The 13,500-nt window shown below is 57.8% G+C and carries 11 protein-coding genes and 1 CRISPR repeat array (1 of these 12 cut by a window edge); of the genes, 1 reads left to right on the forward strand and 10 read right to left on the reverse strand.

Features of this window, described 5'->3' with window-relative positions:
* Positions 1 to 1,411: direct repeats of the CRISPR family, unit length 28 nt; unit sequence GGATCATCCCCGCCTGAGCGGGGAGCAC; it begins 3,076 nt to the left of the window's first position.
* Positions 1,412 to 1,501: 90 nt separating this feature from the next.
* From cas2e to cas3, 8 genes are all read right to left on the reverse strand, one after another.
* The gene (cas2e, locus tag LA343_RS03865; RefSeq protein WP_081737262.1) at positions 1,502 to 1,852 is read right to left on the reverse strand and encodes a type I-E CRISPR-associated endoribonuclease Cas2e; all 351 of its coding nucleotides are present in this window, start codon (positions 1,850 to 1,852) and stop codon (positions 1,502 to 1,504) included.
* Positions 1,849 to 2,862 carry a type I-E CRISPR-associated endonuclease Cas1e gene (gene cas1e / locus LA343_RS03870; RefSeq protein WP_025402049.1) on the reverse strand — a complete coding sequence of 338 codons (1,014 nt, stop codon included), beginning with the start codon at positions 2,860 to 2,862 and terminating at the stop codon, positions 1,849 to 1,851. The genes cas2e and cas1e overlap by 4 nt, the downstream gene beginning before the upstream one ends.
* Positions 2,863 to 2,865: 3 nt before the next feature.
* Positions 2,866 to 3,522, reverse strand: a complete 657-nt coding sequence (cas6e, locus tag LA343_RS03875) for a type I-E CRISPR-associated protein Cas6/Cse3/CasE (RefSeq protein ID WP_025402050.1) — start codon at positions 3,520 to 3,522, stop codon at positions 2,866 to 2,868.
* Positions 3,522 to 4,235: a type I-E CRISPR-associated protein Cas5/CasD gene (gene cas5e / locus LA343_RS03880; RefSeq protein ID WP_081737263.1), complete on the reverse strand. Its 714-nt coding sequence runs from the start codon at positions 4,233 to 4,235 to the stop codon at positions 3,522 to 3,524. The genes cas6e and cas5e overlap by 1 nt, the downstream gene beginning before the upstream one ends.
* A 5-nt stretch (positions 4,236 to 4,240) precedes the next feature.
* Positions 4,241 to 5,341 (reverse strand): type I-E CRISPR-associated protein Cas7/Cse4/CasC, encoded by a 1,101-nt coding sequence (gene cas7e / locus LA343_RS03885; RefSeq protein ID WP_025402052.1) that lies wholly within the window; start codon positions 5,339 to 5,341, stop codon positions 4,241 to 4,243.
* 78 nt (positions 5,342 to 5,419) lie between these two features.
* On the reverse strand, positions 5,420 to 6,049 hold the full coding sequence (gene casB, locus LA343_RS03890; protein WP_025402053.1) for a type I-E CRISPR-associated protein Cse2/CasB: 630 nt from the start codon (positions 6,047 to 6,049) through the stop codon (positions 5,420 to 5,422).
* Positions 6,046 to 7,764 (reverse strand): type I-E CRISPR-associated protein Cse1/CasA, encoded by a 1,719-nt coding sequence (casA, locus tag LA343_RS03895; protein WP_025402054.1) that lies wholly within the window; start codon positions 7,762 to 7,764, stop codon positions 6,046 to 6,048. Before casA ends, casB begins: the two co-directional genes overlap by 4 nt.
* A gap of 195 nt (positions 7,765 to 7,959) precedes the next feature.
* Positions 7,960 to 9,183: a CRISPR-associated helicase Cas3' gene (gene cas3 / locus LA343_RS03900; protein WP_081737264.1), complete on the reverse strand. Its 1,224-nt coding sequence runs from the start codon at positions 9,181 to 9,183 to the stop codon at positions 7,960 to 7,962.
* 140 nt (positions 9,184 to 9,323) lie between these two features.
* Here cas3 and LA343_RS03905 point away from each other — a divergent pair, with 140 nt between their 5' ends.
* Complete coding sequence (locus tag LA343_RS03905) at positions 9,324 to 10,640, forward strand: ISL3 family transposase (protein WP_025401756.1); 1,317 nt, start codon at positions 9,324 to 9,326, stop codon at positions 10,638 to 10,640.
* Here the strand turns inward: LA343_RS03905 and LA343_RS03910 are convergent.
* On the reverse strand, positions 10,593 to 12,200 hold the full coding sequence (locus LA343_RS03910) for a CRISPR-associated endonuclease Cas3'' (protein ID WP_025402057.1): 1,608 nt from the start codon (positions 12,198 to 12,200) through the stop codon (positions 10,593 to 10,595). The genes LA343_RS03905 and LA343_RS03910 overlap by 48 nt on opposite strands.
* A 367-nt stretch (positions 12,201 to 12,567) precedes the next feature.
* Complete coding sequence (locus LA343_RS03915; RefSeq protein WP_025402058.1) at positions 12,568 to 13,473, reverse strand: fumarylacetoacetate hydrolase family protein; 906 nt, start codon at positions 13,471 to 13,473, stop codon at positions 12,568 to 12,570.
* Positions 13,474 to 13,500: the final 27 nt, after the last annotated feature.

Raw genomic sequence — 13,500 nt, forward strand, 5'->3', positions numbered from 1 at the left:
GAGCACGCCGGTCGATCCGGCTACTGTGCAGGAGGGCGCGGATCATCCCCGCCTGAGCGGGGAGCACGTCACCATGGGGGCAGTGCCCCACCGGACCTGCGGATCATCCCCGCCTGAGCGGGGAGCACGACATGGAGACGAATGAGGACCCGCTGGAGCACGGATCATCCCCGCCTGAGCGGGGAGCACGAAGGATGGTGTGAGGCGCAGGTGGTCTACGAGGGATCATCCCCGCCTGAGCGGGGAGCACCCTTAGTGGACGCTAGGGAATTGAACCCCATAGGGATCATCCCCGCCTGAGCGGGGAGCACCTTTTCCTCATATTCGCCCTCTTCGATACCTAGGGATCATCCCCGCCTGAGCGGGGAGCACCTTTTCCTCATATTCGCCCTCTTCGATACCTAGGGATCATCCCCGCCTGAGCGGGGAGCACCACGGGACTAAAAACGACTCAATCCGGCTTAACGGATCATCCCCGCCTGAGCGGGGAGCACGCGGCTAATATGCTGCACCGTCAAGCGCGACCACGGATCATCCCCGCCTGAGCGGGGAGCACCGCCTCCGTTTTTGAAGCCGTTGTCGGACACGGGGATCATCCCCGCCTGAGCGGGGAGCACGTCGCGGCTGGTGTTCTGGGGAAGGATTCCTCGGGGATCATCCCCGCCTGAGCGGGGAGCACACATCGCGTCATGCTTAGTGGATTCTTGTTTCAGGATCATCCCCGCCTGAGCGGGGAGCACCATAACCGCAGGTCAGGCCGTGTTTTTGGTGTGGGATCATCCCCGCCTGAGCGGGGAGCACGGGTAGCTAGGCTAGTTCAACCCGGATTATGTGGGATCATCCCCGCCTGAGCGGGGAGCACATGTGGGCTATCAGTTGCGCTACTGTAATTGAGGGATCATCCCCGCCTGAGCGGGGAGCACCGTGAGGGGGTGTATCACGCGCGGGTGCGTGCGGGATCATCCCCGCCTGAGCGGGGAGCACACGCCAGGACGATACGCGCTGTTCAGCGTTGCGGGATCATCCCCGCCTGAGCGGGGAGCACGACTGGTTGAATCGGCTTGCCATGGATGATCTGGGATCATCCCCGCCTGAGCGGGGAGCACCCGAACACTGGAATGATCGTGCCGTTCTTCACAGGATCATCCCCGCCTGAGCGGGGAGCACTGGACAAGTCTGGGTGGTGGTCGCAGACTGCTGGGATCATCCCCGCCTGAGCGGGGAGCACGACAGCAGCTGCAGCATATCGTCACCCTGCAGCGGATCATCCCCGCCTGAGCGGGGAGCACTGCGCGAGGATCGCCCGCGCCCGCAGGAGGGACGGATCATCCCCGCCTGAGCGGGGAGCACTTGATCCGCCGCGTGGAGGGGCAGCATCGGGTGGGATCATCCCCGCCTGAGCGGGGAGCACACTACTTGAACAGCAGCTATGTGATCCTACAGAGACAATTTACATCACTTTGCCTTCTAGGATCGGCGGAGAGTGCCCAGGGGGAGTGCCCTAACCGCGCCGCCTTTTCGCTTTTCGATATCGCGATTGCTTCGACCACCCTGCCTTCAGCGAGCTCGATTGGTTGGAGATCGGCCGGCGTATGAGGGTGAGGCCGTCGTAGTCCACAGGCTTCCACTGAGCCCGGTGAACACGAATTTCGAAACCAGATTCTGTATCTCGGGATGGAAAGGTCATGATAGCCCTTCCTGACTTCACTTCATCGGTGACAGTGAACCATAGTTCATCTCTGACTCGCTTATTTACCCGACCCACGTAGACACCGGGCTCGATCTCAAAAAGCCAGCGGGTGAGGTACCCGCGAATCCGTTGAGGGCAAGCAGTGATGACAAGTGTGATCATCGGGGCTCCTCATCAGAGGGCTTCGGGTCCAGCTCATCGAAAGCATCCTCCGACAGTTCCTCCGGAGCATAGTTTGACCCTCCAGCGACTTTGCGGTCCGCACCATCCCATAGCTCAACGACGTCGGCCCATTGATGTGCATCTTCGTTCGAGTCAGGTCCTAGTAACAGGCTCTTCACATCGTCCGCGATGCGTGACGGAAGCTGAGAATTCCTAAACTCATCGCGCATTTTCCTTCTTACTAGCACTCCAATATCAGTGAGGTCCACTGTGCCAGCATCGTGAAGTTCCCGTATGGCTCGGAAAGCGACTGGAATTGAAATCTCCGCTTTATACAAATCGGCCACGTCGTAAACAAAGCTCCGGTCGTGTCCGGTGTGGACAAAGCCCAAGCCCGGACTGCAACCGAGTGAAACTACCACCGCGTGGGTGAGGCCATACATACAGGCATGAGCTGCTGAAAGAGCTTGGTTAATCGGGTCGCCGGCCGAGAAATTTTCCGGATCGTAGGTTCGCCGATCCCACTCCACGCCGAACTCCTCGGAACATTGCCTGTAGACTCGCCGAACTCTAGCTCCTTCCTTTCCACGAAGTTGCTGCATCGTAAGCCCAGCCGTGTCTTCGTTTGGAAAGCGCATCCCATACATCTGTCTAGCAACGGCAAGTCGACTTGTGGTTTTGCTAACCTTCTCGGCTTGCACGGTCAATAGACGGGAAGAACGGGCGATACTCCGACCGTGTGCGTAGTACCGCACTCCTTCCTCTCCAACCCATACCAACGAACAGCCCGATTCGGCGGCAACGGTCACAGCTTGATGAGTGACTCTTGTTCCAGGGCCTAATAGAAGGACGTTCAGCGCAGAGACAGGGACATGTATAACCCCGTCCTCGTCAGTAGAAGTTAGCGCACCGCCGTCCCTACCCAGGGTGCAATGCTCCAGGTAAAGATAGGAAATTCTGTCTCCGGCACGCAAGACCTGCTGAGGCCGCGGTGGTAGTACTCCAGCCATCGTCTATCCCGTCACTGATGCGAGAGTGAGTAAACCGCATCCGTAGGCCTTAGCGCGCCCTATGCCGTCGGTGAGCACACTGCGCAGCGCATCGGCTTGGCGGACTTCAAGGAGCCCCTCGTAGGTGACCTTCGAGATGGTGACTGTCTTTCCTTTTCGAGGGAATTTAGCCATTTCACGGCCTACAACCGACAGCGCAGGTTGGTTCTGCCAGTCCTCCGCCTCTGGAAATACTAAGCCCATGCTTTCGGCTCGGTCGACGAGCCACTGTGTCTGCTGTTTCACAGTGACATGTGCCAGACGTTTCTTCTGTCCATTTTCCAGAGTCACAGTGTGTGTCGGATTTGCCGTCAAGCGAAACGCGTATGTCTGTCCGCGCATAATTCCTTGAAGGAGGGGCGTGTAGTCGCGAATCGCCCAACTTTGCTCGTTAGCCCAGCCTGCCTGTTCCTGAATGTGCTCGAACGAAGGCTTGTCCGGGCTGACGATGTATAGCAATGAACGATCCGACAGCGTATCGACTCGCCACAGTACTCGTTTCTCATTTATGAGATCCCGAGGAAAAGCATCCATAACCGCACCATGCATTTTTCCGGGCGATGACAGAAGTTCGCGTGCACCTCGCCGACGAGGGTGAAGCTCCATCCTGGATAAGTACATCAGCTTCCTCCTAGAAGAGTGAAGGGGTCATGGCCACCACGGTCTTCCAGTCCGAGATCATTGTGTACTCGGACCCATGAATGAACAATGGGACGCAGGGAATACTGGCGGTGGGTAGGCGAGAAGGAAACTGGATTGTCGCGGACAAGTTCGTCCGACTTTTCACTGGCTTCAACATCTCGGCTCACAAGCAAGTTCAGATTTCGCGGTTGGCGCTTCCGGTACCAAGGAGCCGCCATCCACTCTGCTTCGCTGAGAGCCTCATGGAGGCCAGAGGCGACGATTCCCAGGGATACTCGCCTACCGGGGGGACAGTTCCGTCGGCCGAGATAGAGCGGAAAAACGGGATGTCTCAGAGAGTCTTCAAGGCCCTGGAGCGTGGTTTTGGGGCCTTCAACTGCAGCAACGAACTTGTAGTCATGCAAGTAGAAGCGATTGGTCAGCACCATTGACTCAGCTTTGGATCCGTTCTTCGGCCAACGAGTTTCGGTTTGAAAGTCACGGCGAATCGTTCCAACCTGATCGGTTCGCACCCCGAAACGGAGCCCAAGAAGATCGCTGAGGTCGGATTCTCGCGATCGTCCTTCAGCTGAGGCAAGTAGCCCGATAATTCCACTTTTCGTAGGTTCTGTGCGAGTTTCCCGGCGGCTGAATCGACTGCTTGAGCCCCACGACTGCATTGGCCCATCGAGGGCCAAGAGCAAGGTAGGCATTAATTCTAGACCTCCAAGTTCGCAAATGACTGAGCCACGCGATCGACGATGTCAGGAAGGGTGAGTTGGACTGCGCGTCCGTCGAGGGCTTCCTGAAGCTCTGGGGAAGAAACTCGATCGATTGCGAGATAGAAGGAATCCACCGGCTTCGTTGCGTACTGAGCGTCTCCATCGATGGCGTACTCAACAAGTCGCTGAGCTGCCAGCTTGCTTGCTTCACCCTTGTTGGGAATGGGATCTTCGAAAGCGTTGCCGAGTTCCACCGGCTGGTCATCCCGAATTTCGACCAAAAGGAAATCTGGACGGGTTCGGTTGGCAAACGTGTTTTGCTTGCCGGTCGGCATGCTTGTGGTGAACACCTGCGTGAATGCGCGGGCAGCCTCGGCCGCAGCTTGAGCACTTCCAATGTTCTCCACCAGCTTGGTGGCGTTGATAGTGGCATATCGATAGAGGGTGGAGGAGACAAACTCGACTGTGCCGATCATGCCGGCACCGGCATTGTCTTCCGGAGCGAGGTCGTCGACCGCTGTGAAGTAATCGAATTCCTGAATAGCCTGGTGAACGGAAAGGGCGTGCTTGACCTGGCAGGAAGCATCGACATTGAGCTCAGGAAGGTTGGCGAGCATCCGGCCGAAGAGTGCGACGTCTACGGCTTGGGCACTGTCGATTGCCTTCTTGACATCCGACCTCTTGAGGGTCTGACCATCAAGGATATCGGCGGCAAATTGGGCCAGCTTTGCAATCTCTTCGCGGGCAAGGAAGATCAGCGCACCAGTTTCTTCCGGTCGCTTCTTGTCCATGGTGATATTCGCAGCCGCTAGAGCCTTCTGGGCTGCTTGCATTGCGTCGTCATCGGAAAGCTCGTTACGGTTCTGCTTGAGTTGCTCAGCAATGAGCGAAGCAGCGTGCTTGGTGCGTTCGCCGAGCTGGCTTTCGTCCAAGACATTGTGAAAGTCTCGCCGCATTGCACGCTTCCATGCTTGGCTGGACACGCGGTGGCGCTCTACACCACCGAAGCGGGCTGACTTCGGAGAGCCAGTGTCATCACGGTTCAGGTTTGATGGGGGAACGAGCTGGATGGCGTGGAAGTCGATGAATAGAGACATGATAGGGAGTCCTTTCCAGACGTGTCATAGGTAGCTGCAAATCGTTATTGCAGCCGGTGGGTTTGTGTGTGCTTCCGATTAGGCGGTGTGCTCGGAAGTTTCCTCAGTCGGTTTTTCGGATGACGGGTTTTGCGCGTACAGATCCCGGGACCACGCCAGGCGTACGCCTCGGCGAGGTTGATCAAAGTGGTAGCTGAATAGGTCTTCAGCCAACTGGCCGTAGTCAAGCGAAATACCAGCTGCGCGAAGTTGATTTATTAGTCCGCGCATGTGCCATAGCAGCTCATCGGGAGAATCAGACGTGATGAGAGCGTTGTACCGCCGAATAACGGGGCTGGACTCGTAGTCCTCGGCAGGGCTCAAACGAATGAGATCCCGAATTGCTTGACCAAACCCCCTGCCGCGTCGGTGCATCGCAGTGGATTGGGACTGTTGATGCACGGAGTAGAGAGACAGCGCGCTGAGGATTGAACGTTCGGCGTAGCTGAGATCGTCACTGCGGCCAACGAGTTCGGCAGGCAGGTCTGTGAATGCTACTGCTGTGACTGTTGGATCGAACGTTTGGGAGCTGGTGCCCCTGCGCATGCGAGCAAGATGCGCACGGCTCGTCGAGGAATGCCCCTCGAGCAGGCTTCGCTGGAGCCGTTCAATTGTCGTTGTGATATGTGATCCAACGAGGTTCCGCGATTGTGCGAAATTAAATGTCATGAGGAACCTTCCTTCTCGTTGTTGCGATCCACTGGGTTTACTTGTCCGAGGATCTTGGTGAGATTACGGCGGAATTGCAGATGAGCGCTTCCAGCCGTGATTCGGAATTTGGAGTCTGCATGCCAACGCCCAGCCCATGCTTGAGGGCTGACATCGTCGAGCAAGTCACGACCGACCCTCTCTGCGGTGGAGCGCAGTGTCTTCTGCCACACGTCAATGGCCGTGGACGGTGCAACGGACGGTGTGAGTGTCAACAGCCATTCACGGAAGGGCACGTCAATCGCTGCATAGAAACGACTGCGGATGTCGTCCGCGTCTGACGGGAATTCACCTGAGCCAGCGAAGACAAGCTTTCTGTAGAAATTTCCCGTCTCCCATGCAACCTGGTCGGATAGTTCGACGCCGCTGCGTGCAGCTTCTCGCAGGTCTTCCTGCTCTGGCGCTAGGAGGGCAGTTCCAATACTGAGACTGTCGGTAGCAATGGTTCCATACGATGAGCTTTGGCTACCGTAGCTCATCGATACGGTGGACACTCGGATGCGCTTCGATTCGTCAATCCCAGCTTGGCCATCGAGGAGAAGCGTGCTGAGCCACTCGACCGTCTTGGGCGGTTTGCTGGCATCAACCGTTCCGTTGGCTCCAAACTTAGATTTAGCCTGTTGAGCACGAGCCAGGGGAAGTATTCCGGACAATGATCGCCACAAGGCGCGACCAGGGTCAAAGGCCCGGGGCATGTAGACCAAAGTTTTTGCCTTCTTGGACTGGGGATCGCTGTACCTCCACGGCGTCATCTTCTCGACACCATATTGGCGGGTATAACCGACCGGATCACCGTTCGAGATCAGCACGCCAATTGCCTTTTCATCTTTCCAGAACAGGCGGATGCGACGCTGTGGCCATGTGAGAAGCTCCACAGGGCCAGTTGCGCGGGTGCGTTCCGGAGACTTGGGGTCGAACCGCGGTTCCTTCCGGGCACTACTGGTGAGCTGAGGCAGTTCCCAGATCGGGAGATCGTCACCGGAGTGCCCAGCCAACTCAGGGCCATGTTGGGGCGCGAAGTTCAGCAGAAGTGTTTCCTTGAGGTTATCCCCGTGAAGCACGGTGCCGCCAAGCCATCCAGCCCAGCCGATACCAATGGGATATCCGCGACCTCCTTTGACGCGATCGTCTCCGACGGCACCGGACTTGATGCCGGAAAAATCGTAGGCCTGGCAATGAACGAGAGCTCTAGCGGCCTCCGCGGCCGTCAGCTCTGAAACCTCCGTCCGCATGCTGAATAGTGCACCCACGTCCGGTATGAGGAGAGCGAGATCGCCCACCGAATTTTTCGAGGTGTGGAGATCAGGTACCTGGAAAAAGGGATACTCGGGATCTCGCAGGTTAAATCGGTAAGACCACTCGTCGAGATAAGACTTGACCTCGTCAGACAATAGGGTGGGGGCTTCCCACAGTGACTGCCACAACTCGAGGGCGGTGTCTTCATCGTCGAGGTCGTCGGCATCCCACACTCTGTAGAGAATCGCCAAAAGAATTCGCAGAATTGCGAAATTCGTGGTTTCCAGAGGATCCGCGAGCCGCTGATACTCTTCGCCGTTCTCCAAGGCCTCGTGAATACTGATGTCGCGTTCCACGCCCTGTTGGTCCAGGACGGTGATCCAGGGTTCAGTGAGCAAGTTGAATTTGCTGACATCCGTTTCAGCTGTGTTTTCAGACAATGTGGTACCTCCTTTCTATGGTGGTGTCCCGCCGTTGTGCAGACGGAATCTAGGGTGGGGTTCACCGAGTTAGAGCGTTAGCAGGGCGCTAATGCTTGTCAGTAGAAGTTTCCTTCTTTAACTCGGTTTCTCGTTGCTTCTCACGGCTACAAATACGTTCAAGAACAACCTGTTAGCTCCGTGATTTTGGTTGGTTTACGGCCCCATGAGAAGCCCCCTTTCAAGGTCATACGTGAAGCGAGTACTCGCGAGCTCAATCGATAGATCTTCGTCAAGAATCATGGGGAGCTGGCCAGCGAGCCATCGAGAATGTTGCCATCCGTCGAGGCCGCCTTCTTCAAGAATCCGAATATCCTCGTCCCGAATGGACCAGCTAGGAAGCCGAACTGTACATTGAGCGATCCTCTTCGCGATTGGGGGATCGATTTCCGCTAGGTCGTCGAGCGGAATGTCTGATAGCCCCTGAACGTGCGGCAAGGCAAACACGCGCCCTTCGCGACGCTGTACAACGACTACTTCGACAGAGTCATCGGCATCGCGGACCTGCGCACATCCGAGTTGCTCATCTGCCGGTGCGAGTGCGGACGACCAAGAGTCTAGATTTTTCATACTTGGTGGGGAAATAAGATAATGAGAAGCGCCAGAATGCTGTCGCTCAGTAAAAATCCGTTCCCTCTCCTCTGCAGCCGCGTACGCTTCCCGCCATGCTGGGGGGCTTTCGTGATTCGTATAGGTACTGCTCACCAGCCCTTCTACATCGTCGGGAATGGTGACGAGTCCTCCGTTGGCCTTCACATGGCGCTGCAGCGTAGCTGCAGTGCGCAAGAGAGGGAGCTTTCGATATACCGCCACAAGGCCGGGTTCGAAGTGCGGAGCTTCCCCGTCGAGGTCGGGGATGCTCGATCCGATGATGTCGAGGCGGGCCGTTTTATGGGTTTGCGAGCGTACCGCGTCAACATTTCGGTGTCGATGGAGCCTGCCGATACGCTGAATCAAAAGATCTATCGGTGCAAGATCTGAAACCATGTAGTCGAAATCGAGATCTAGGCCCTGCTCGACAATTTGAGTGGAGATGACGATGAGCCGTTCGGGCCGTGCTGCAGTGTGCCGTCCCAGTAGTCGAACAAGATCAGATTCCCGGTCGAATCGGTGATCCGAGAGGAAGCGGGAATGCAGAAGAACCACATCTGCATCGTTGTGAGGTAACTGGGTCTTGACGTATTCGTAGAGTTCTTGAGCTCGTGAAACCGTATTGCAGATCGCGGCTACGCACCCGCCTGCAGCGCTGGCTTCGATGAGACGGGAAGCGGTCTCAGCAAATTCCTCGTCATGGAAGCAAACCTCGACCGTTCTAGCAGCATGGTGAGAATCATCTTGCGGAAAGACTGTGGTCGGCTGTGCCTCTCTTACTGTCGTGATGCGTGGCTAACCGGCTCTTCACGTTTCGGAGTGCGTAGTTGACCGCGGGGTGGGGTTCGGGGTGGCACAACATATAGGGGTCCTGGCCGGTACAAGATGAGAGTTACGACGCTTCCATCCAACCGAACCAGGACCCTACTGTGCAGCCTACTACTGGCAACCTCGTCGCCGACACCATCTGCCGCACCGCCGAGATCGGCCTGACGATCACCGGTGCCGCCGACGCCGGAAACATCACCATCATCGACGCCACACCCGTGTCCGCGAGCAACACCTGCCCTGACTGCGCACAATCCGGGAAGCTTCGCGACCACGTCCTTCGTCGTCTCGTCGATCTGCCGGTGGTCGGGTTCCCGACCCGTCTGCACGTCCGCGTGCCCCGCTTCACCTGTACGAATGCCTCCTGTGGCAGGAAGATCTTCCAGGCCACACTGAGCTGCGCCGATGACGGAGCGAAACTCACCCACCGGGTGACCCGCTGGATCCTCCAGCGCCTCGCGGTCGACCGGATGAGCGTGTCTGCCACCGCCAAGGCACTCGGCGTGGGTTGGGAGCTGGTCAATCAGGTCGCCCTCGAGGCCTGCCGCAAGCTTGTCTACGACGACTCTCCGCATCTGGACGGGGTGCGCATCCTCGGGGTGGATGAGCACGTATGGAAACACACCCGAAAGTCAGGTCAGCCATCCAGTCTGGTGACCATCCTCGTCGACCTCACGCCCCTGGTCGACGGCCGTGGCCCTGCCCGACTGCTGGACATGCGCCCCGGCCGCAGTGCACAGGTGCTGCGCACCTGGCTGCAGGAACGCGATCCTGCTTTCCGGGAAAATGTGCAGGTGGTGACCATGGACGGCTTCACCGGTTACGCCTCAGCCGTCGATCAGATGCTCCCGGATGCCACCAAGGTCATGGACCCCTTCCACGTGGTGCATCTGGCAGCCGACAAACTCACCGGATGCCGGCAACGGCTCCAACGAGAGACCACCGGACACCGGGGCCGCAAGGACGATCCGCTGTACAAGCACCGTCGCACGCTACTGACCAGGACGGACTACCTCACCGAGCGGCAGAAGCAGCGCCTGGACATGCTGTGGGCCACCGATGACGAATACGTGGCCCTGGAGGTGACCTGGATGTTCTATCAGGACATGATTGCGGCTTACGGGCATCCGCAGAAGTCGGAGGGCAAGAAGCTCATGAGCAGGGTGATCAACAGCATTCGTAAGGGCCTACCGAAGGGGCTGGAAGAGCTCGCGCAACTGGGTCGGACATTGTGGCGTCGGCGTGAGGATGTCCTGGCGTACTTCGATATCGGGGCGTCCAACGGTCCGGTCGAGGCGATCAACGGACGGCTCGAGCATCTACGCGGGATTGCTCTGGGGTTCAGGAATCTCAACCACTACATCTTGCGGTCACTGATCCACTCCGGCCAGATACACAACCGGATCAACGCACTCTAAATCGTGAAGAGCCGGATAACCGTGCTCAGGCGTGGAAATTGCAGCCAGGCCTTTTTTCGCTGCCGTGCCACTGAGCACTCCTTTTGAATAGGCAGCACAAAGCTCATTTCGCTTGGCGGCCGGCAGAGTTGCGGACAGTGCAATGACGGGTACACCGTAGGTTCCGAGCCATTCGAGCATCCGATTGAGATAAACACTCATCCAGTGATCGGCTGCGTGAATTTCATCGAGAATTACAACTTTGCCGACAAGGCCGAGATGACGGAGCACTATGTGCTTTGAGCTCAGAGCACCAAAGAGCAACTGGTCAATGGTTCCAACCGTGATGCTTGCAAGCAACGATGTCTTCCGTCCTCGGAACCATTGTGGAGCTTCCGGCGTGGAGGAAAGATCCCCGGTATCAGACGGCTCTTCATCGTAGATTTCACTGGGGAGAGTGTGCCGAGGTCCCCACGTGAAGATTGACTCAAAATCTGAGTTAAATTGGGCTCTTCCGTGAGCGAGAATGAAGGAGGGTGCTGGATTGCCGGATGGAGACGATTCCAGCCACTTCTTCACTCGATTGAACATTGCATCAGATGTCACTCGCGTGGGCTGAGCAAAGAAGATCCCCGATTTTCCAAACGTCAACGCGAGATTTTCAGCCATTGCGAGGGCTGCCTCGGTTTTCCCGCTGCCCGTCTCGCTTTCGAGGATGTGCAGGCTCGGGGCAGTTGTGCTTTGGGATACATCGATGGCAGCTGCCTGTAGCGCATTCGCGGACGAACCGGTGGGGAGACCGAATCGTGATGCGAATGCCTCCGGGGTGACCGAGCTCGGGCTCCACTGATGGCCCAGGTTGATCAGTGTGAGTGCACGTTCGAGTCGATCGATTTCGAGGTCATCCGCATCGTACGGAAAATAATCTTCGTTCGAGGCCACCCAGTCAGCGGTGATGAGGATACCGGTGAGCAGAATCCAATGCTGAGGTTTCCACTCCAAGGTCGCGAACTGTTGGGCAATCTCGGCGGTAATGTCGTACCTTTCAGCGATCTCGTCGAGGAAGTCGAATCGCGCTTGACGCCACGTAGCGGGTTCCAGGCGTAATTCCGATCGAGCAACCCTGACGCTGTCGTCCGTGGGGAACACGCCATGGTGACCGCCGAGAATATATTTCCATCCTCGGCGCGCGTCGCGCGTGAGTTTCGTAGAACCGCGTTGTTCCATCCATTCCCAAAAACTGAGAAAGCTCACAAGTGAATGCGGAGCGTTTCGCATCGAGGTCCGGTTAACCGTCATGGGAAACCTGGTGGAATCCAGTCGGGCTGCTGGCTCCGGAGCTTTGGCTTGGAAATAGGGGCTGATCTTTCCAAGGTCATGAACCGCGGCCATTGTTGTAAGTAACAAGGAGAGATCTACGTTCCCCAAGTCCTCCTGCAGGTCTTCGAGTACCGATGGGGGAAGTAGAAGCTGTGCGACATGCGTGATCACGTCAGCTGCATCCCTACTGTGCTGGGCAACAGAGAGTGTTTGCCCGTCGCTTCGGGAGTACTTCGCCCAGAAGAGGGTGCTGTTGGTCATGACCCGCCCTTCAGTGAATAGTTAAATTTTAGATTTATGTCCCACAGCTTACTCAAGCTAGTTTCGCTCCGCAAGGCTTTTGTTGTTCTATGCCGTCCGGGGCCCGCCTGGCTGTGGACTGAATTATCCACATCCCGGTGGACAACGCCTTTGGAGTTACGGATGTATATAGAAAGCAGGTGAGAGGGATAGTCCCTCTCACCTGCTAAAACCCCGCGTATGCGGGGAACACTCAAAATCGAAAATTTAACTGGGATCATCCCTGCTTTCGCAAGGAGCTTGCTCCCAGTGACAATCAGTATATTCCCCCTAAGTCACCTCGAAAGGGGTGCCGTCCATACCTGTGCAACCCCTGCGTGACCCCCACCTACCCCTCGAACCGCACCACGCTCGTCACCGACCCGATCCCATCAATCCCCACGGTCACCTCGTCGCCATCGGCCAGGTACCGCGGCGGCTTCATCCCGTGCCCCACACCCTCGGGCGTGCCGGTCATGATCACGTCGCCAGCGTGCAGCGGCGTGAATGTCTGGATGTAGTCCACCAATTCCTGCGGCTTAAACACCAGGTCAGCAAGGCTGTGTTCCTGCCGCAGCTCCCCGTTGACCCACGTGCGCAGCACACTCCCCTCCGCCACGGGATCCAGCTCGTCGGCCGTCACCATCCACGGCCCCAGCGCAGAGGACGCCACCACGTTCTTCCCCTGCATCCACTGCTGCGTGCGGTACTGCCAGTCCCGCTGCGAGCAATCATTCGCCACCGTGTACCCTGCGATCCGCCCGCCGTTGCCCATGATGATCGCCAGCTCGCCCTCGTAATCCACCTGCTCCGCCATCGCCGCCGGCACCTCCACCGCGGCAAACGGCCTGGCCAGCGTATCGGGGAACTTCGTAAACAGCGTCGGGTGATCCGGAATCGGGTGCCCCATTTCCTCGATATGCTCGCGGTAGTTCAGGCCCACGCAGAAGATCTTTTGGGTCGACGCCACCATGCGCCCACCCATCCCACCGGCAGCGGTCGCCTCCGGCGCCGCTGCCGGCGGAAGCAGGTCCTCCACCGCGAAGGTCACCTCCGGCAAGGCGTACAGGTCGACCCCGCCGCCATCGACCCCGCCGCCATCAACCCCGCCGCCAGCGTATGCGCCGCCTCCGGGCAGGATCCGCCCCGTGCACCGCGAACCAGGGCGGACTGAATCCCCCGAATGATCGATGGCGATGGGGATGGGTTGGGCGTCGGGCTGAGAACCGGGAATGGATAGGCGACCGAACTTCATAGTGGAAAACTCCCTTGCACAAAGACC

This window comes from Corynebacterium falsenii (genome assembly GCF_020099275.1).
Lineage (GTDB): Bacteria > Actinomycetota > Actinomycetes > Mycobacteriales > Mycobacteriaceae > Corynebacterium > Corynebacterium falsenii.